The sequence below is a fragment of the Kangiella shandongensis genome (genome assembly GCF_020005365.1).
Classification (GTDB): domain Bacteria; phylum Pseudomonadota; class Gammaproteobacteria; order Enterobacterales; family Kangiellaceae; genus Kangiella; species Kangiella shandongensis.
In genome coordinates, this window is record NZ_JACNML010000003.1 from 289,308 (window position 1) to 306,900 (window position 17,593).

The following is a 17,593-nucleotide window of genomic DNA, read 5'->3' on the forward strand; positions in this document are numbered from 1 at the left end:
ATTCTAGCCCCTTTTCTTTCATTCAAATACCGACACATCACCCGCGCCGTGACGCAATACCTCTGGGTATCCTGAAGTCAGGTCAACCACTGTCGTTGGCTCATGCCCGCAGTAGCCACCATCAATCACAACATCGACTCGGCCTTTCAGCAGCTCGTAAATTTCATAAGGCTCTAAAATCTGTTTGTCATCCTGCTGTGGCAGGATCAAGCTGGAACTCATGAGTGGTTCACCCAGATCTTCCAAAACTGCCTGTGCAATCGGGGTTTCTGGAACTCGGATACCAATCGTTTTCTTTTTGGGGTGTTTTAAGCGGTTGGGCACCTCGTTGGTTGCTCGTAGAATAAAAGTATATGGCCCGGGAGTATTATTCTTTATTAAGCGGAAAGCCGTATTATCGACACGAGCATAAGTAGCCAGTTCCGATAAGTCGCGACAAACCAGAGTGAAATTGTGTTTTTTGTCGAGATCACGGATTCGTCGAATACGGTCTAGAGCCGCTTTATCGCCAATATGACAACCAAGTGCATAACCAGAGTCGGTTGGATAAGCAACTAAAGCGCCTTGGCGAATCATAGCCACCACTTGGCTGATCAGCCGAGGCTGCGGATTTTCGTTATGAATTTCAATTAGTTGAGTCATGTTATCAATTTACCGTTTAGTCGGATGTAGTCCAGGCCGGGGATTCCCAGACAGGAGTCACCTGTTCTGGCAGTGGTGCAAATTTACCTAATAAAGCCCAGGGCTTACTGGGTGAGTGGAAATCTGAACCCTGTGAGGCCAACAGGTTAAACTGTACACTCCAATCTGCAAGTAAATTCTTCTGTCCCGGATGAATGTTCGGATAGCAGACCTCAATACCCTGCCCGCCAACATTTTTAAATTGTTGAATAAGCTGCTTTAATTTATTCGACCCCATACCGTATCGTGTTGGGTGGGCCAAAACCGGAATCCCCCCAGCCTGCCGGATCATAGCGACTGCATCTTCGATATCAAACCAATCGTCTTTAACGTAGGCCTTACCGCCTTTTGCCAAATAGTGCTTAAAGGCTGCGCCAAAGGTTTTCACCTCTTCTCGCTCTAATAAATACTGCGCCAGATGGGTTCGGCAAACCATTGGCTGGCTATCAAGCATATACTCAACATCCGGCTGAGCGCCCTTGATACCAGCGACCTCCAATTTTTCTGCCATCTGTAATGCGCGCTCATGGCGCTTTTTCTGGATATTATTGAGAAAGCTATTTAACCCGGCATGTTGATGATCAATCTGCAAACCAACGATGTGTACGCTATCTTGCTTTTTCTTACCGACAGCAGCCGAAATCTCTACCCCTGGAATCAGCTTGAGCTCTAACTTACCTGCCTTTGACACAGCATCAGCAAGCGACGCAACAGAGTCATGATCGGTGATTGCCAGCTCCTGAACTCCGCGCTCTGAAGCGAGCTGTAGAAGCTCTGAAACCGTTAAATCACCGTCTGAGGCTATGGTATGGCTATGAAGATCTCTTAACATCACAAATGTATTAAATAATCGTTACCGCTAGTTTGCCTACCTTTTGCGATAAGGTAAACTTAGCAGGCCAAATAACGAGTATTTTTATGACATTTATTAAAGAAAACTATCCTATCATTGGTTTTATTGCTGCTTATTTAAGCACCAAAAACCTGATCCTGGCGGCAGCCATATGGAGCGGTTTAACCCTCATCCAGATGATTGTTCATTACCTGACGAAAAAAGAAGTGAAAAAAAGTCATATCTCCCTATTCTTTGTTGGTCTGGCACTCGTCGCGCTGGCCTACTATTTTGATGATGATGACTTCATTAAGTGGAAAACCAGTATCGTCGTTTGGGCAGGTTCTGCGTTTATTTTAATCAGGCAGCTGACGTCGAAGAAATACATTATCAAAGACTTAACCAAGTCGAGCGGACTAATTAAAGATAGCGCTCCCGAATCGCTGCTAATTAAAATCAACTGGTTATGGGTCATCGTTCTGGCCGCTTATGGCGGGCTCAACCTCTACGTTGCTTTTAATTTTAGTACTGACTTCTGGTTTTACTTTAAGCTTATCAGCTTATTTGTGATACTCTTTGGCCTGCTCATTATCAGCATGGTGCTCTTAAGAGATCACCTGCACATAGAAGAAGAGCAACCCAATCAAAAATAGGAACGATCGATGCTTTATATGATCTATTCGGAAGATGTCAAAAATTCACTGCCATTAAGGGCAAAAACGCGCTCTGCTCACATTGAACGATTAGAGCGCTTAAAAGAACAAGGTCGGCTGATCATGGCTGGTCCATTACCCGCGATTGATGCCAATGACCCGGGTGAAGCTGGCTTTTCTGGCAGTCTGGTTGTTGCTGAGTTTGAGTCTATAGACTCTGCACAGGAGTGGGCCAATACCGATCCTTATCTTGACGCAGGCGTCTACCAAAACGTCACTGTAAAACCCTACAAAAAAGTATTACCTTAACAACAAGGCTCTATTGATTATGACACAACAAGCACCCGATAACACCGCACGCATCGAAAAGATGCAACAACTGATCTCAGAAGCATTACAGCCGGAACAGCTGGAAATCATTGATGATAGCCATAAACACATTGGCCATGCCGGTGCCAAAAGCGGTCTTGGCCACTTCACCGTCATTATCAAAAGTGACGCACTCGAAGGAAAACGCATGCTGCAACAGCACCGCTTAGTCTACGATGCCCTTGGAGACATGATGCAGACCGATATTCATGCACTGGCGATTAAAGTTATTAAATAACAGGAGTATTTATGCACTTCCTTGAAGTCAGGGTTAAAACCGCATTCATTGTTCACGGTTACGACGACAATAATCAGGAAATCACGGAAGAAGTGAAAGAAGAAGCGTTCACGACAAAAGTAGTCGCCGTGGAGCGCATCCAGTCCATCAGTGAACAATATATTCTGGTCAAATCATCTCATGGCCGCGACATGTACTGGGAGTACGAAGGCAACATGGAAGCTCTTAAGTTCAAGTTATCCAATGCAGGACTGTTGCTATAACCCATTCAACTTTTCCACGGAATCAGTAAAACCACAATGGAACTCACAACGACAAAAACGGCCCCTTCCAAACCTTGCTTAATTCATGCTTTTATCGCGACTGATATTCGAAATACCGTAAACCGCGGTAAGCGTTTTATTTCAGGAAAGCATGTAGAGTATGTAGCAAAAACACAATACCAAATCCCTGACTCAGCAAACTGCTTAAAAGCGTTAAAGCTGGTACAGCTGCATAGTCCGGGATTTTTGCTTAATCACTGCCTGAGGAGCTACGCTTTCGGTGTCGCTATGGCACATAAGGTCAAAAGCAACTTCGATAAAGAAGTCTTTTTCCTCGGCTCTATCATGCATGATCTAGGTCTGATTGAACCATTTGATGGGCCTGAGACCTTCGAGCTGGAAGGCGCTAAAACGGCTCGTAACTTTTGCCTGGAACATAAGATCGATACCAGCAAAGCCGATATGGTGCATGAGATGATAGCCTTACACACCTCCGTCGGTATCGCCCATAAACGAGAGCCTGAAATTGCTCTGTTGCACTATGGTGCAGGTGCCGACGTTCTCGGCTTATGGTTACATGACATTCATAAGAAAACGCTCGAAGAGATCTTAAGCGAGTACCCCAGACTCGATTTCAAAGGAGGCATGTCAAAACTTATAGCCAGTCAGATCGAACGCAAACCTCACAGCTTTATGAAAACCATGGTTGACTTGGGTTTTATTAAAAATATGCAAAAAGCACCGTTTAATAGCTAAGGTGATTTAATGAAAATTCTATTTCTGGTATGCGCAATACTACTAGCCTCTCCTGTCGTTTCATCCATTAAAACTACCGAAGTTGCCAGTTACCAGGTTGAGTACGAACTGGAAGGCTCTGGCGACGTTATCATTTTACTCGAGGCAGGAGGCTCTGCAGGACTTCAGGACTGGGATCCGATTTATGAACAACTGACTAAATATGCCAAAGTCCTTCGCTATTCCAGAATCGGTAATGGCAACTCCAGTCCGGTAAAAAAGAATTACAGCTCAGAAGAATACGCTGAAGAAGCACATCAGCTATTAGCAGCTTTAAATATCGAGCAAAAAGTGGTCTATATCGCCCACTCTTACGGAGCCTATGTGGCCCGGGTATTTGCTGCTAAATACCCACAAAAAATCTCTGCGCTCATGCTGATAGAACCGGCATCAGAACATGACGTCGATATCATGCGGCAAATTGATCTCGTAAAAGCAGAAAAAGAAATAGCTCAGGTCAAACTCGACGATATGAAAAACGGTATCTCGAATCAGTACCTGGACTTCTGGGCTAAACGACCACTGCCCGATTATCCCCAAATTCCGGATGTGCCTGTGACAGTTATCGCCTCGATTAAAACCTATGAAAAGCCACCACTACTGTTCTTTACCGACGAAGCCCGACAGATGTGGGGACAACTACACAAAGAATGGGCAGAAGCCTTTCCACAGGGTAAAGCCGTACTAACAGATAAAAGTTATCACTTCCCGCAAAATGATGAGCCGGAGATGGTGGTTAAAGAGATTTTGCTATTGTTAGATAGAGCAGCTCAAAAGATATCAAACCACCCTCCATCAAAAGAGCGATAAAATATAAACTGTTACGCACAAATAAAAGTTACGGCTTGACTTAAGCAGAAATAACTGAAAATATATCTTAAAACAATCTAGGAAAAGATCGTTATGGAAAATGAAAAGAGTTTGTCGGACTGGGCCCGCCAAAGATTACTGCATATTTACAATAATCATGATAACAAAGTTGGCAGTCAGCTTAAAAAACAAGAGCCCGAAAAATACAAAGACTTTGAATCAACTGACTGTATTACTTATGTCCTAAACGTTCTGGAATATGCCTTTAATAAGAAAGGAAATACCGAAGCTGCTAAACAGGTATGGCTCAAAGGTTCAAAAGGAACAAATCTAGCTCGATATCTAGTAGATAATCACAACTGGAAGGGTATCTACATAAACCCTGATGTTAGCCACCCAAAAGACAAAAGTGACGAGCATACCTATACAGCAGTTATTGCTAACAAAAAATGTGAGTACTACCGAATACCGGTATCTTATAAGGTAACAAACTATAATACGACGAGTAAAACTCATCCTTCATTCCAAAAACTGAATAAAAACAAAAAGCAAACACCTCTTGATTCAGTTAGTATTTTGAGTCTGGAAAATGTGAAATTCGGTTTTGGGATTTCTCGTGGAGGCATGCACACTTGGTTATACTCCAAAGGAAAAGTTTATGAGGTGCATTGGGACTCGGTGGGAGACGGCTTATTCGAGGAAATATCTTTAAGAAACTACTCTTGGCTTAGTGGAGCAATATTTATCCCTTCCGCCCAAGCAAGTTTATTAACGAACGAACAACTGAAGTGTGGCTAACATGATGAAAAAGTTACTTTTATTCTTTTTTTCAGTATTATACTTACAGTCTTGTACTTATAATACCGCTACAGCTACTCCCCTAGTGCTTGAATTTGAAAATTTTGGACCTGCTGCCATGTCTGAACCATTACTAGGGCAAAGCTGGTGGCAGTGGCAAAACCATGGTGACTCAAGACCTAGAAGTTACGACATTAAAGTAGTAGTTTATCGTTCTCAATCCCTTAACGAGATCAAAGCTGAATATAGTGTTTCTAAAGAAAATTTAAAAGATTATAGATATATAGCTTATTCAGAGTCGATAGACTACCTTGACGAAAACATAAAAGATAATATCCTGCCTCGAGTAACACAGAAACTAAAGAATACGAGGAGTAAAATCTTAAAGCACTTTGAACAAGAGTAAGTTTTATTTAATTGGTTAGAAGAATGTTCACCGCTTTTGTTATCGGCTTTATTTCCTTAAATCATCCCTTACCGTTTCGGCAAATACCGTAACGGATCAACGGGCTTACCTTTAAACCGAATCTCAAAGTGTAATTTAGGAATATCCGAGTCAGTATTACCAACTTCAGCAATCTTTTGACCAGCCTTAATGATTTCATTTTCCTTCACCAATAGGCGCTTGTTGTGGGCATAGGCACTGATAAACTCGTTATTGTGCTTCACAATAATCAAGTTGCCATACCCTCTCAGCCCCCGTCCAGCATAAACCACTAATCCTGGCGCAGCTGCCCGCACCGGCTCTCCCATGTTGCCTGCGATATCAATGCCCCGTGTGTTGCTTTTACTCGAGAAACGTTTGATAACACGCCCCATGTTCGGCCACATCCAATATTTCACGCTCTTACTGGTAAAGCTTTGCGCTTGGGCCGGTTTACGGCGTGTTTTCTTAACCGGTTTAGCCTGCTCTGTTCGCGACTGATTACTGACTGGCTTTTTGATTTCTGTTTTTGCTGACGTAGCTTTCGTTTCTTTTGATTTTTTCGGCTGTTTCTGTTTTGCCTGCGAAGAGCTTTTCTTCTGCGTAGTCGGACGCGATACAGTCGTCGTAGGTCGAGATACTTCTTGGACTGGTGTTCGTCGTGCTATTACGCGATTTCCCGTTGGCGTTGCATTGGCATTATCACTTTTCGCAACTTGAGAATCACTGACCACACGACGACTTTCTATCTGGCGCGTTTTTTCTAAATCCAGCTTTTGACCTGGATAAATCGTATAAGTAGCATCAATATTGTTCACTTCAGCCAAGGTGTGATAATCGAGACCGTAACGAAAAGCAATGGAATACAGGGTATCGGCTGGCTTTACAAAATAAAACTGTTGACTGTTATCAACTTCCGATGGCGGATAAAAACTATGCAGTTCGGCGCCATTACCGGTGGCATCGCGCTCTTCTACCGGGGCTAAACGAGGATTACCACATCCCTGCAACAAATAAACTAATAACACCAGCGCCACAATCCATAGCGAGCGAATGGCCGATCGTTTGAGAATGTCTTTGGTCTCTTTTTGCATTAACGTGCTAATCCCTATCGCAGTAACCTTTTGTAAATTAAGACTATTTAGCCATTAATTGGCAACGTTGTAAATGATGTAAGCCAAAACACCTAAAATCACAACGCCCCAACCAATCCAGTCTACATATTGACGCAATTTATGCTGCATTTGTTCCCCACCCCATTTAATTAATCCACTAATCAGGAAAAACTGTGCACTACGAGCAACAATTGAGGCGATAACAAATGGAACGAAAGCCATACCCAAAGCCCCGGCGGTTAAGGTAAATATCTTATAAGGTACTGGCGAGAACCCTGCAATCAATACGACCCAGACACCGTATTTCGCGAACCATTCCAAGGCGCGATCATGAGTCTCGGTATATCCGAGCTCATTAATCCAGGGTAATACCCATGACTCAAATGCAAAAGCGCCAATAAGGTAACCAACAACACCTCCAAGAACCGAAGTGACCGTTGCTATTAACGCTAATGATAAAGCGCGATCAGGCTTGGACAACGCCATCGGTGCCAGCATTGCGGCTGTTGGAATGGGGAAAAAGATGGATTCTATAAAGCTAATAAAGCCTAAGAAAAAAACAGCATAACGATGTCGGGCCCAACGCATGCAAGCGTCGTACAGTTTGGTAAATATGTTCATCGCTCAATGCCGCTGACTAAAGGTACAAAGCGTACTTTTTCAATTAATGTTTTCTCGAACTGATTGCCCTTACGCTGAACCAACATAAGGTCTTGTGCCATTTCGGTAGAGCCTACCGGAATCACCATTCGCCCTCCGTCAGCCAGTTGCTGCAACAGTTTTTCCGGGATGTCTGGCGGCGCTGCAGTGACAATGATGGCATCATAGGGTGCGTATTGCTGCCAGCCATTAAAACCATCGGCTAACAGGTATTTGACGTTGTGTTGTCCGATACCGGTTAATGTCTTCCTGGCCTGCATATGCAATGCGCGGATGCGTTCTACCGTGAACACGGTTTTAGAGACTTTAGCCAGGATCGAGGTTTGATAACCACATCCTGTACCAATTTCCAGCACCTTGTCCATACTGCCGCTTTCCATTAATGCTTCCGTCATTTTAGCGACAATATAGGGCTGCGAGATGGTTTGCCCCATGCCAATCGGCAGAGCTGTATCTTCGTAAGCTCGGTGCGATAACCCCTCGTCAACAAAAAGGTGACGCGGGGTTAACTCTATAATTTTTAAGAGCTCTTCATTTTTTATTCCTTCGGCCCTTAAACGTTCCACCAAGCGTGTGCGTGTACGTGCTGAAGTCATGCCAATACCCGAAATGTGTGTTGCATTCATATATTTATTATCTGTATTTGTTAGCTTGTCATTGTCTTAAGGAAATCTTCAAGTTCGTCAAAGCTATTGTACGCCGTTAAATCGACGTTGATTGGTGTGACAGAGACATAGCCGTTTAAAACCGCATGAAAATCAGTACCTTCCCCCACATCCTGGCCTTCAGGCAGCGGTCCTAACCAGTATATCGGACGCCCTTTTGGATCCTTATCCAAGATAATAGTATCAGCACGATGACGATTTCCCAAGCGCGTTAACTTAATTCCCTTTAATTCCTCATAAGGAACATCTGGCACATTGATGTTAAGCACCCGATTTTTCTCCATGGGATGCTCTTTCAAACGCTTGATGATATCGATAGCGACCTTAGCTGCAGTCACATAGTGTTTACAGTCATGTCCTAGCAAAGATATTGCAATAGCAGGATAACCCAGAGCACGACCTTCCATCGCGGCGGCAACCGTTCCCGAATAAAGCGTATCATCACCCAGATTAGCTCCCGTATTGATACCTGCCACCACCATATCTGGCGCTTCCGGCATAATATGATGAGTGCCCAGATGAACACAGTCAGTGGGCGTTCCTGTGACAGAATAAAAGCCACGTTCCGTTTCATAAGACCGGATTGGCTTATCCAGAGTTAACGAGTTACTGGCACCGCTACAATTTCGATCCGGGGCAACGGTCGTTACTTCCGCAATTTTCGACAAATAATCGAATAAGGTATTAATTCCCGGAGCAAAAAAACCATCGTCGTTACTTAGTAATATTTTCATAAATTTATCATTCAGTTATTGTTGCTTACTGCACCACCCTAACTAACTCACGCAGCAGGCTGGTGGCAAAAGCACCTTTAGGTAAATCAAAGGATAGTGTTACGGTCGTGTCATTATGCCATTTTGAAGTGACATTTTGAGGAAAGCACATGAGAGCTCGCCGCTCCTCGTTAAATCGCTTATTCGCCAACTTTTGTACTAATACCTCATAGTCGGCCAGCATTTCGTCTTCGAACACCCTGGCTTCATTCAATGGCTGTCGCCTGGAGCCGGGCATTGGGCCTGTTAGCAGAATATCATTCTCCTTAAAGCGAACTTGCTCAGCTTCCAGATCTTCGATAATGAAGCCTTTCTCGGAGCCGCTAAGCATGACGAAATCTCCCTCGAGCAGGGTTGAAATTAATCCATCCTCAATACGCTTAGACAAAACATGGTTGAACAGGAAAGACCGCACCGCAGAGAATAAGAGTCCTTGCAGGTTACGGTTTTTCAGCTTCTTATTGGAAACCAGCAAGTCAATACCGCGTTCGAGGTTAGCCCCATCATGACCAAAACGCTGCTCACCAAAATAATTCGGAAATCCCCTTTGTGCAATTTGCTCTAGACGCTGATCAAACTCTTTCGATGAACCAATATAATCTCTCAGCGTGATATCAAAATGATTGAATTTTACCGCACCGATTCTAAGCTTCTTGTCATGACGCGTCGCCTGCAGAACCAGCACTTCATCATCATTAAATTCTTGCCAATTGATCTCTTTCAGCAGTGGGAGCTGTACACTGAACCACTGACGCGCCACCGCGAAACGATCTTTTTTCCCGGCATAACCGATATCGGTAGGCTTAACATCAGCAAATCGTCTAAGCTTGTGACAAACAATATCGGTATTCACATTACGTTTTTCGATATAAAGATAATGATGCGCGCCCTCGCCTGATAGCTCAAAACGAAGCGCTTCTTCGACCACGAAATCTTCCAGTTTCGACTTAAAAGTCACTTCTCCCAGCAACGTCCCATAAAGTCGCTGCCAGTCATAGCACTGGGTTTGCTCAAGATTACTCATGATAATTTCTGCAACAGGCAGACCGCATGCACGGCGATGCCCTCTTTTCGTCCAACAAATCCAAGTTTTTCCGTGGTCGTAGCTTTAATGTTCACTTGTGACAGCTCAGCATCACTGATGGTTGCGATAACACTTTTCATGCCTTCGATTTTGTCCGCCATTTTAGGAGCCTGAGCAACAATGGTGACATCAAGATTACCCAGTTGGTAACCTTCTTTCCCAACCAGCGCCATAACTGACTGCAATAATTCTTTACTGTCAGCGCCCGCAAACTCATCGCTGGTATCCGGGAAGTGGTGACCGATATCACCTTTGGCGATAGCTCCTAACAGCGCGTCACAAACCGCATGAAGCACCACGTCCCCATCAGAGTGGGCGACTAATCCTTGCTCCCCTTCAAACAGCACGCCACCGAGAATAAGCGGCTTGTCGCCGCCAAACTTATGAACGTCATAACCATGACCGATTCTGAACATATAAAGACCCACTAATTCAATTAACTGGATCTTACCGCCATACTCTTCTTATGCCAAACCAATTGCTCAGCCTCTGCTATTTTTTCCCCAATAGAGGATAGGGTTTTGCGCCCTGCTTCATGAATGGCCTGCACCGACTGCACCTTCATAAAACTCAATACGCTCAGGCCACTGGAGCGGTTCGCAGAGCCCATGGTTGGTAAGGTGTGGTTTGGGCCTGAGCAATAATCACCGAAAGCAACCGCACTGTTCTCTCCGATAAATAAAGAACCGAAACTCGATAAGTCATTTTGATCGATGCGGTTATCGGCTAACAGCAGGTGCTCTGGGGCATATTGATTACTGAAATTCACCATATCCTCGACGGTATTCGCCTGTAGCAAAACAATCTGTCCCTGCTCTAATAGTTGATTCAATTCAGTGTCCTCTGACAGCTGCTGCTCAATACTACCCAGCAGCTCGACACTGTCGGTCACTAGCAAGCTCTGTGCCTGCGGATCATGCTCTGCTTGCGCTGCCATATCGGCAATAAGCCACTGCTGATTAACCGATTCATCGGCTAAAATCAGCAATTCACTGGGCCCGGCTGCTACGTCAATTTGTACTGTTGTACTTAATAACTGCTTGGCCGCATTAACATACTGGTTACCGGGGCCTACGATCATTTGTACCGGAGCGATCTCATCGTAACCATAGCCTAGGGCAGCGATAGCCTGCGCCCCGCCCAACTTCAAAAATTGTGTCGCCCCAGCATAGCTTGCCGCCGCTAGAATAGCCGGGTGATCCGATGGCGAACAGGCAATACGCTCCTTACAACCTGCAACTTTTGCTGGAATTAACGTCATCAAAGCCGTAGAAATTAGCGGATAACGACCGCCCGGAATATAAGCTCCAATACGCTCAATTGGCTGATAGCGAAAACCGAACTCACCACACTCATCAATATAAGTCTTATCGCGAAGTTGCTGTCGCTGAAATTTGGCAAATGCCTCTATACGCCGCCCAGCAGCAACGATGGCCTCAAGTAAATCATCGTCGAGACCATATTGGTCGTATGGCTTTAACTCCATCAGGATCGGCCTAAAACCGTCGAAGCGCTGACTGAGCTCATCAATAGTGCTGTCACCATTTAAACGTATCGCCTCTAACAGCTCCTTAACTTGAGAAAGAGTCTTTTCCTGACTGCTGTTTAAATCACGCTGCCAACCCTGACATGGCATAATCCTGCTTGTATTAACCTGCATTACGCGCCCCCAACTCATTTATGATTTCTTGCGCGGAAACCCCTTTTGCCTTGGCATTAACTAAAGCAAAGAAGATTAAGTCTGCCGCTTCCCAGCGAACCTCGTCCAAATTTTTCGCCTCAATCAACTCTTGACACTCTTCATTGAGCTTTTCGATTTGCAACTCTTCACTGGCAAATAATTTTTGCGTAAATGAGCGTCCATTAACCTTGGACTCAAATTCGCTAAGACGACGTTCGAATACCTGGTTCAGTGTATTTAAGTCAAACTGGCGGCTCTGGGTAGCGAAGCAGCTATAGCGTTCAAAGTGACAGGCATTACCTGACTGCTTTACCTTAAACAGCAACGTATCGCCATCACAGTCATAATCAATATTGACCAGCTCCTGTGTATTACCGCTGGTTAAACCTTTCTGCCATAACTCTTGCCGCGAGCGACTGTAATACACACCAGCTTTTCGCTCTATCGCCTGCTGTAGGGATGCTTTACTTGAATAAGCCAGCATTAAAACCTGACTGGTTTCAGCGTCCTGAACCACGGTTGGGATTAATTCAGTTTTATCGAAATCGAGACAACTGAATAAGGCATCATCCAGACTAAGCTTACCGGTATACACTGACATGCCAATTTGACTGTTACCGCCCAGCTGATTAATAAACCCAACGTCTTCTAATGTGGTAATACCGCCAGCCACAGTGACTGGTATTTTTGCAGCTTTCACCACTTGTTGAATTCGCTCCTGATCAATGCCTTGCAACAGCCCTTCTTTTTGGACCTGGGTGTATAAAAACTCGGAACAGTTGTCTTGAATTTCTTCAATCAGATCCAATACTTTTATGCTATCTGTCGACTGCCAGCCATGCGTAACCCAATCATCGCCTTTGGCATCAATCGCAAAAATCAGCTGCGAGGCGGGAAGCTTTTTCACAAAGTCGGCGCGACAGGAGGTTCCGAGAATAACCTTTTTGGCACCGGCCGATAAATAATCTCGGGCAGTTTCATAATCGCGAATACCACCACCAACACGGCAGGGATATTTTTTTATTAACTGCTTAATTAATGCTTTATTGCTGCCACGTCCCAGCGCCGCGTCTAAGTCAATGATGGCGACTTCACCATACAGCGAAAATTGTTCCAATAACCCAAAGACATCCGCTTCTTCAACAATCTTGCGTTCCGGGTTTCCCTGCTCCAACTGAACGGCCTTGCCATCCAATAAATCAATACTAGGAATTAACATCTAAATTCTCCTCACCCCGTTTCATTAACGGGTTAAAATATTCTGTTTGCTCAAGGCCTGCTTTACATCGCCCACTCTGAACTCACCGCGATGAAACATTCCTGCAGCTAAAGCCGCATCACTGCCCGCTTTATAGGTATCGATAAAATGCTGAGCATTAGCCGCACCGCCAGAAGCGATCACTTGAATATTTCTTTCTGTGGCCACACGAGACATTAATTCATTATCAAAACCTATACCGGTTCCATCACGATGCATGGCCGTTAATAAAATCTCGCCAGCTCCCCGCTCCTCGACTTCTTTGAACCAATCAAAAGCGTTGATATCCGTCTTCACATGGCCTCCTCTGATATAGACCGCATAGTCATCAACATCATTTTTATTCACATCTATAGCGACCACCAGGCACTGTGAACCAAACCCTTCCGCTATCTGGTTGATAAGCTCTGGGGTCTTTACTGCCGCAGAATTTAAAGCCACTTTATCAGCACCAGCCTTCAAAAACTGCGCCACATCCTGATAACTGTTTAGGCCACCACCCACGGAAAATGGGATCGACAAGTTCTTCGCTACTCGAGTTACTGTCTCCAGAGCATTGGCACGGTTTTCAAGAGTGGCTTTAATATCAAGAAAGACAATCTCATCAGCTCCCTGCTCCTGATATTTCAGAGCCAGCTCAACGGGGTCGCCCATATCCATTAAACCTTTAAAATTGACGCCCTTAACCACGCGTCCGTTAGCGACATCGAGACAGACAATGACTCGCGGGATCAGACCGTTTGAACCGATTAATTCAGACATTGCTTCATCATCTCCTCGCCCACAGGCCCTGATTTTTCGGGGTGAAATTGAAATGCCCAGATATTCCCCTGGTTAACTGCAGCCACAAACTGTTCACCATAGTTAACTGTGGCAGCAGTGACATCAGAAGTCTTAACGCCATAACTGTTAACAAAGTAAACAATTTGCTGATCAAGGAACGCATTATCAGCATTGATCTTCGACCAACCGACCATGGGTTGTTTAGGGCTATTCAAACGCTCGACTCTTCCTTTAAAAATACCCAACCCACTCACACCGGGATCTTCTGCTGATGACTCAAACAATACCTGTAGGCCAACACAAATTCCTAACAGCGGTTTGTCGGCTTTAGTCCACTCAAGAATCACTTTATCCAAACCGGTCGAGGTCAGCTGACTCATCACCTGTCCAAACCGTCCCTGTCCAGGGATCAGCAATGCGCTGATACTAGTGTCCAACTGTTGTGGCTGGTTAATCATTAACGGCTCAAAACCGATACGTTTCAAGCAGGCAAACAAACTAAATAAGTTGCCCGCCTGCGTATTAATCACGCCAATCCTTTGTACTTTTTGCTTGATGCTGATCTGGCTCATAAGCACCCCTTAGTACTGTTATCACGTTCGCCCACTTGTAAAGCTTCGCGCAAGGCAAATGCCAGGCCTTTAAAGCTGGCTTCAACCAAATGGTGATTATTATCAAAGTACTCCGTTTTGATATGCAGCGTTATGGCGCTGTTAATGGCAAAGGTATAAAAAAAGTGCTTCCACATTTCGGTACCGATTCCGCCTAAACTTTCCCGCGAAAAAGGCAAGTCAGTGATGGCGTAAGCGCGGCCACACACATCAACCGCCACCATCAATAAGCTCGCATCCATTGGTAACAGTCGTTGTCCATAACGCACTATTTTTCCCTGCTGGCGCCATGCCTGATTGAAAGCCTGACCTAAACAGATCGCCACATCTTCTATTAGGTGATGGTCATCAACCTCCAGATCTCCTTTTGACTTTAGCGTTAAGTCCCAGCCGGCGTGAGTCGCCAGCTGATTTAGCATATGATCAAAAAATGGCAAGCCGGTGCTGATATCCACCCTTTGCTGTCCATTGATGTCCAGCGATAAATTAATTGATGTTTCTTTCGTTTGACGTTGCAGCTTAATAACACCACTCATAGTAAAGACTCCAACTGATTGACATCGTTTAATACCAAGTCTGCGCCATATTTGTATAAACTGTCATTGCCGATACCAATGGCAATGGCACCTGCACGATTAGCCGCCGCCATATCATCAGGAGTATCACCAAGCATCCAACCGTTTTCCTTAGAGAAGTAACGCAGTGCTTTAAGTATTCCTTCAGGACTTGGTTTCGACTGTTCTACATCATCATCGCTTATCACTAAGCTATTTCTTGCGCCAATCATCTGCACTCCTTCCACAGCTTCGTCCTTTGGCCGACCAGTGACCACCGCAGCTTTTATTGTTCGGCTATTAGCAATAAACAACTCTGTCAGTAATTGTTGGCTGATAATTGGCTTTTCTAACGACTTATAACCTTTTGTATCTCCACTCCCCTGGTAGAAACTTTGAAAAACTTCAGTCACTTGCTGCAAACCAACTTCAGTGCCTTGTTCATTAGTCAATTCCTGAGCTAACACCCAGTCATTATTAAACCCGCCCTGACCGCGTAGGCGCTCAATATCATCCTGCGTAACCACGTTGCCTGATAACTTCTCCACCGTCGCCTTGATGGCCGCATCATAGCTCTGGCTGGTATCGATCAAGACGCCATCCATATCGAAACAAATCAATTCGGGCTTAAGCGCTAATCGAAGCGCATTGAGTAAAGGCTTAAGGTAAAAGGGAATGGTTATCCTCAGAGCGCTTACAGCTTTGTCGTTGACCGTTAATCCCGAAAGATTAGTTTTGATAACAATATTTCGTTTTTCACAGGCCGCTTTTATCAATCTCAATTTGCTGTCACACCCCTGAATAAATACAAAATTGGCGCTACTATCGACCAGCTGTAAGCCGCTCGAAAATAGCAACTCGCCCACCAGCTCCCGGTTTTGAGCAATCATCTTGCTGTAATTACTAACCTCGAGTTTGGCGCTTTCTGTGAAGGCTTTCTTGGCTACCTCGATAGTCGGCGCCGGCAAGTTAAATGGCATAGCCAAAGATGCAAACTGCTTGATTATTTCAGCCTGTCCCAGTAAGTAACCGCAGCGAATGCCTGCGAGACCAAATGCTTTCGATAAGGTGCGTAAAATAACGAGGTTGTCGAACTGCTGAATCAGTTCTAGAGAACTATCGTATGCCTTACAGGCGAACTCAATATAGGCTTCATCAAGAAAAACCTGGGCTCCCTTTGATTTAGCTTGCTGACAAACCTCAACCAAACCATCGTAAGGGATCAACTCACCAGTTGGGTTATTTGGACTGGTCAAAATTAAAATGGCTCCCTCAGACAGGCAACCAACTGCAGTATTTAAATCAATCCTCATGTCTGCCAGTGGTTCAATTAGATCGATGGAGCTGCTCCAGTTATTCTTACCGACTAGATACTGGCTAAATGCAGGTAGCGGTAAAATTAACTGACGTTTTTGTAGACAGGCGTACTTAAACAACAGTTCAATCGCTTCATCACCGCCGTTAGTCAATAAAAGCTGCTCCTGATTCAAGCCATAAAAATTACTGACCTGAGTCTGTAAACCACTTTTATCTGGATACCGCCATAAACACTCAGTAGATATTGCTTCCTCCTCTAACCATAACGGACGACTATCTGAACGCTCGTTAAAGTCCAACTTAAGAGGCTGTACTGCGCCCCTTACCTCCTGATAGAAGTCGTCTTGGTTTTTGTATAAAGGTTTCATAGCGCTTTCCTGATTGGTGTTTCAAGAATATCGGTGGCACCCGCCGAAATCAGCTGCGGTAACAAGTCTTTTATCAACTTACGTTCAATCGCCGCCTTAATTGCGAACCCTTCCTCATTATATAACTCACTAACGGTTGGTGAGCGCATGGCAGGCAATAAATCGACCACCTGCTGCACATTATCCTTACTACAATTCATTTCCAGTAACACACGTTTGCGTCCATTCATCACGCCGCGCATTAATAGCAACAAGTCATCGATTTGTTTTTTCTTTTCAGGATCCTGAAGCGTCTCTTTATTCGCAATAAACTGAGTCGAGCTTTCGATTACTGTATCAACAATTTTTAACCGATTGGCGCGAATGGTCGAACCAGTGCTGGTGTTATCAATGATCATATCGGCATCTTCTGGAGGGAAGACTTCGGTAGCACCATAAGCTCGCAGCAACTTAAAAGGAATTCCGAGTTTGGAAAGGTAATCATTAGCAATCTTCTTATACTCTGAAGCGACAATAATATTTCGCTGCTTCACTTCCTCCCAGTTCCAATTTTCGGGAATACACGACACCAGGCGTACCGGGTTAAAACCCAAGTCCATTAAAACCTCAACATCAGCTTCCTGCTCAATAACCCAGTCCATGCCAGCAAAGCCAATATCATGTTGTCCCAAAGCCACCATCTCTGGAATATTCTGGCTTTTCAACAACTTCACTTCGATGTCACACCCATAAAGCGTTGGTCGATAATTGCGGCTATCTCCTACTAAGGTCAAACCCACCTCTGATAACAGGTCTTCAACCTTGTTGAACAGCTTCCCTTTCGGGACCACCATTTTTAATGTCATCACTACTCTCCTAAAA

At 44.7% G+C, this 17,593-nt stretch carries 23 protein-coding genes; 8 read left to right on the forward strand and 15 right to left on the reverse strand.

Annotation, left to right across the window (positions count from 1 at the left end; genetic code table 11):
- Positions 1-18 precede the first annotated feature (18 nt).
- Together H7708_RS04780 and H7708_RS04785 are read right to left on the reverse strand one after the other, a co-directional pair.
- A complete protein-coding gene (locus H7708_RS04780; protein WP_223669329.1) occupies positions 19-642 on the reverse strand; it encodes an L-threonylcarbamoyladenylate synthase in 624 nt (207 codons plus the stop codon).
- Positions 643-658: 16 nt separating this feature from the next.
- Entirely contained in the window at positions 659-1,513 is an 855-nt protein-coding gene (locus H7708_RS04785; protein WP_223669330.1) for a PHP domain-containing protein, read from the reverse strand.
- A gap of 86 nt (positions 1,514-1,599) precedes the next feature.
- Between H7708_RS04785 and H7708_RS04790 the strand changes: the two genes are divergently transcribed.
- The 8 genes from H7708_RS04790 to H7708_RS04825 all read left to right on the forward strand — a co-directional run bounded on the left by H7708_RS04790 (position 1,600) and on the right by H7708_RS04825 (position 5,845).
- Positions 1,600-2,166: an inner membrane-spanning protein YciB gene (locus H7708_RS04790; protein ID WP_223669331.1), complete on the forward strand. Its 567-nt coding sequence runs from the start codon at positions 1,600-1,602 to the stop codon at positions 2,164-2,166.
- A gap of 9 nt (positions 2,167-2,175) precedes the next feature.
- Entirely contained in the window at positions 2,176-2,475 is a 300-nt protein-coding gene (locus H7708_RS04795; protein WP_223669332.1) for a YciI family protein, read from the forward strand.
- 19 nt (positions 2,476-2,494) lie between these two features.
- On the forward strand, positions 2,495-2,773 hold the full coding sequence (locus H7708_RS04800; RefSeq protein WP_223669333.1) for a BolA family protein: 279 nt from the start codon (positions 2,495-2,497) through the stop codon (positions 2,771-2,773).
- Between the two features lie 11 nt (positions 2,774-2,784).
- Entirely contained in the window at positions 2,785-3,036 is a 252-nt protein-coding gene (locus H7708_RS04805) for a hypothetical protein (RefSeq protein ID WP_223669334.1), read from the forward strand.
- A 36-nt stretch (positions 3,037-3,072) separates the two neighbouring features.
- Positions 3,073-3,792 (forward strand): HD domain-containing protein, encoded by a 720-nt coding sequence (locus H7708_RS04810; RefSeq protein WP_223669335.1) that lies wholly within the window; start codon positions 3,073-3,075, stop codon positions 3,790-3,792.
- Between the two features lie 9 nt (positions 3,793-3,801).
- Positions 3,802-4,641, forward strand: a complete 840-nt coding sequence (locus H7708_RS04815) for an alpha/beta fold hydrolase (protein ID WP_223669336.1) — start codon at positions 3,802-3,804, stop codon at positions 4,639-4,641.
- A gap of 93 nt (positions 4,642-4,734) precedes the next feature.
- Positions 4,735-5,439 (forward strand): hypothetical protein, encoded by a 705-nt coding sequence (locus tag H7708_RS04820; protein ID WP_223669337.1) that lies wholly within the window; start codon positions 4,735-4,737, stop codon positions 5,437-5,439.
- Between the two features lies 1 nt (position 5,440).
- Positions 5,441-5,845 carry a hypothetical protein gene (locus H7708_RS04825; protein WP_223669338.1) on the forward strand — a complete coding sequence of 135 codons (405 nt, stop codon included), beginning with the start codon at positions 5,441-5,443 and terminating at the stop codon, positions 5,843-5,845.
- A gap of 68 nt (positions 5,846-5,913) precedes the next feature.
- Here the strand turns inward: H7708_RS04825 and H7708_RS04830 are convergent, their stop codons facing one another.
- The 13 genes from H7708_RS04830 to hisG are packed head-to-tail and all read right to left on the reverse strand — an operon-like array spanning position 5,914 to position 17,577.
- Positions 5,914-6,957 (reverse strand): peptidoglycan DD-metalloendopeptidase family protein, encoded by a 1,044-nt coding sequence (locus tag H7708_RS04830; protein ID WP_223669339.1) that lies wholly within the window; start codon positions 6,955-6,957, stop codon positions 5,914-5,916.
- 54 nt (positions 6,958-7,011) lie between these two features.
- Positions 7,012-7,599 (reverse strand): YqaA family protein, encoded by a 588-nt coding sequence (locus H7708_RS04835; RefSeq protein WP_223669340.1) that lies wholly within the window; start codon positions 7,597-7,599, stop codon positions 7,012-7,014.
- On the reverse strand, positions 7,596-8,264 hold the full coding sequence (locus H7708_RS04840; protein WP_223669341.1) for a protein-L-isoaspartate(D-aspartate) O-methyltransferase: 669 nt from the start codon (positions 8,262-8,264) through the stop codon (positions 7,596-7,598). The genes H7708_RS04835 and H7708_RS04840 overlap by 4 nt, the downstream gene beginning before the upstream one ends.
- A gap of 20 nt (positions 8,265-8,284) precedes the next feature.
- Positions 8,285-9,037 carry a 5'/3'-nucleotidase SurE gene (gene surE, locus H7708_RS04845; RefSeq protein WP_223669342.1) on the reverse strand — a complete coding sequence of 251 codons (753 nt, stop codon included), beginning with the start codon at positions 9,035-9,037 and terminating at the stop codon, positions 8,285-8,287.
- Between the two features lie 25 nt (positions 9,038-9,062).
- Complete coding sequence (gene truD / locus H7708_RS04850) at positions 9,063-10,100, reverse strand: tRNA pseudouridine(13) synthase TruD (protein ID WP_223669343.1); 1,038 nt, start codon at positions 10,098-10,100, stop codon at positions 9,063-9,065.
- Positions 10,097-10,576: a 2-C-methyl-D-erythritol 2,4-cyclodiphosphate synthase gene (ispF, locus tag H7708_RS04855; RefSeq protein WP_223669344.1), complete on the reverse strand. Its 480-nt coding sequence runs from the start codon at positions 10,574-10,576 to the stop codon at positions 10,097-10,099. The genes truD and ispF overlap by 4 nt, the downstream gene beginning before the upstream one ends.
- Positions 10,577-10,596: 20 nt before the next feature.
- Complete coding sequence (hisD, locus tag H7708_RS04860; RefSeq protein ID WP_223669345.1) at positions 10,597-11,820, reverse strand: histidinol dehydrogenase; 1,224 nt, start codon at positions 11,818-11,820, stop codon at positions 10,597-10,599.
- Complete coding sequence (gene hisI / locus H7708_RS04865) at positions 11,810-13,060, reverse strand: phosphoribosyl-AMP cyclohydrolase (RefSeq protein WP_223669346.1); 1,251 nt, start codon at positions 13,058-13,060, stop codon at positions 11,810-11,812. Before hisI ends, hisD begins: the two co-directional genes overlap by 11 nt.
- 24 nt (positions 13,061-13,084) lie before the next feature.
- Positions 13,085-13,861 (reverse strand): imidazole glycerol phosphate synthase subunit HisF, encoded by a 777-nt coding sequence (hisF, locus tag H7708_RS04870; RefSeq protein ID WP_223669347.1) that lies wholly within the window; start codon positions 13,859-13,861, stop codon positions 13,085-13,087.
- Positions 13,849-14,454, reverse strand: coding sequence for an imidazole glycerol phosphate synthase subunit HisH (gene hisH, locus H7708_RS04875; RefSeq protein WP_223669348.1), 606 nt, complete (start codon positions 14,452-14,454; stop codon positions 13,849-13,851). Before hisH ends, hisF begins: the two co-directional genes overlap by 13 nt.
- Positions 14,451-15,029, reverse strand: coding sequence for an imidazoleglycerol-phosphate dehydratase HisB (gene hisB / locus H7708_RS04880; RefSeq protein WP_223669349.1), 579 nt, complete (start codon positions 15,027-15,029; stop codon positions 14,451-14,453). Before hisB ends, hisH begins: the two co-directional genes overlap by 4 nt.
- Positions 15,026-16,732, reverse strand: a complete 1,707-nt coding sequence (locus tag H7708_RS04885; RefSeq protein WP_223669350.1) for an aminotransferase class I/II-fold pyridoxal phosphate-dependent enzyme — start codon at positions 16,730-16,732, stop codon at positions 15,026-15,028. Before H7708_RS04885 ends, hisB begins: the two co-directional genes overlap by 4 nt.
- On the reverse strand, positions 16,729-17,577 hold the full coding sequence (hisG, locus tag H7708_RS04890) for an ATP phosphoribosyltransferase (RefSeq protein WP_223669351.1): 849 nt from the start codon (positions 17,575-17,577) through the stop codon (positions 16,729-16,731). Before hisG ends, H7708_RS04885 begins: the two co-directional genes overlap by 4 nt.
- Positions 17,578-17,593: the final 16 nt, after the last annotated feature.

What these genes read in the sequence shown, in the direction of transcription:
- H7708_RS04780 (WP_223669329.1), bottom strand. Translation starts at nt 642, where the DNA reads ATGACTCAACTAATTGAAATTCATAACGAAAATCCGCAGCCTCGGCTG.
- H7708_RS04785 (WP_223669330.1), bottom strand. Translation starts at nt 1,513, where the DNA reads ATGTTAAGAGATCTTCATAGCCATACCATAGCCTCAGACGGTGATTTA.
- H7708_RS04790 (WP_223669331.1), top strand. Translation starts at nt 1,600, where the DNA reads ATGACATTTATTAAAGAAAACTATCCTATCATTGGTTTTATTGCTGCT.
- H7708_RS04795 (WP_223669332.1), top strand. Translation starts at nt 2,176, where the DNA reads ATGCTTTATATGATCTATTCGGAAGATGTCAAAAATTCACTGCCATTA.
- H7708_RS04800 (WP_223669333.1), top strand. Translation starts at nt 2,495, where the DNA reads ATGACACAACAAGCACCCGATAACACCGCACGCATCGAAAAGATGCAA.
- H7708_RS04805 (WP_223669334.1), top strand. Translation starts at nt 2,785, where the DNA reads ATGCACTTCCTTGAAGTCAGGGTTAAAACCGCATTCATTGTTCACGGT.
- H7708_RS04810 (WP_223669335.1), top strand. Translation starts at nt 3,073, where the DNA reads ATGGAACTCACAACGACAAAAACGGCCCCTTCCAAACCTTGCTTAATT.
- H7708_RS04815 (WP_223669336.1), top strand. Translation starts at nt 3,802, where the DNA reads ATGAAAATTCTATTTCTGGTATGCGCAATACTACTAGCCTCTCCTGTC.
- H7708_RS04820 (WP_223669337.1), top strand. Translation starts at nt 4,735, where the DNA reads ATGGAAAATGAAAAGAGTTTGTCGGACTGGGCCCGCCAAAGATTACTG.
- H7708_RS04825 (WP_223669338.1), top strand. Translation starts at nt 5,441, where the DNA reads ATGATGAAAAAGTTACTTTTATTCTTTTTTTCAGTATTATACTTACAG.
- H7708_RS04830 (WP_223669339.1), bottom strand. Translation starts at nt 6,957, where the DNA reads ATGCAAAAAGAGACCAAAGACATTCTCAAACGATCGGCCATTCGCTCG.
- H7708_RS04835 (WP_223669340.1), bottom strand. Translation starts at nt 7,599, where the DNA reads ATGAACATATTTACCAAACTGTACGACGCTTGCATGCGTTGGGCCCGA.
- H7708_RS04840 (WP_223669341.1), bottom strand. Translation starts at nt 8,264, where the DNA reads ATGAATGCAACACACATTTCGGGTATTGGCATGACTTCAGCACGTACA.
- surE (WP_223669342.1), bottom strand. Translation starts at nt 9,037, where the DNA reads ATGAAAATATTACTAAGTAACGACGATGGTTTTTTTGCTCCGGGAATT.
- truD (WP_223669343.1), bottom strand. Translation starts at nt 10,100, where the DNA reads ATGAGTAATCTTGAGCAAACCCAGTGCTATGACTGGCAGCGACTTTAT.
- ispF (WP_223669344.1), bottom strand. Translation starts at nt 10,576, where the DNA reads ATGTTCAGAATCGGTCATGGTTATGACGTTCATAAGTTTGGCGGCGAC.
- hisD (WP_223669345.1), bottom strand. Translation starts at nt 11,820, where the DNA reads ATGCAGGTTAATACAAGCAGGATTATGCCATGTCAGGGTTGGCAGCGT.
- hisI (WP_223669346.1), bottom strand. Translation starts at nt 13,060, where the DNA reads ATGTTAATTCCTAGTATTGATTTATTGGATGGCAAGGCCGTTCAGTTG.
- hisF (WP_223669347.1), bottom strand. Translation starts at nt 13,861, where the DNA reads ATGTCTGAATTAATCGGTTCAAACGGTCTGATCCCGCGAGTCATTGTC.
- hisH (WP_223669348.1), bottom strand. Translation starts at nt 14,454, where the DNA reads ATGAGCCAGATCAGCATCAAGCAAAAAGTACAAAGGATTGGCGTGATT.
- hisB (WP_223669349.1), bottom strand. Translation starts at nt 15,029, where the DNA reads ATGAGTGGTGTTATTAAGCTGCAACGTCAAACGAAAGAAACATCAATT.
- H7708_RS04885 (WP_223669350.1), bottom strand. Translation starts at nt 16,732, where the DNA reads ATGAAACCTTTATACAAAAACCAAGACGACTTCTATCAGGAGGTAAGG.
- hisG (WP_223669351.1), bottom strand. Translation starts at nt 17,577, where the DNA reads ATGACATTAAAAATGGTGGTCCCGAAAGGGAAGCTGTTCAACAAGGTT.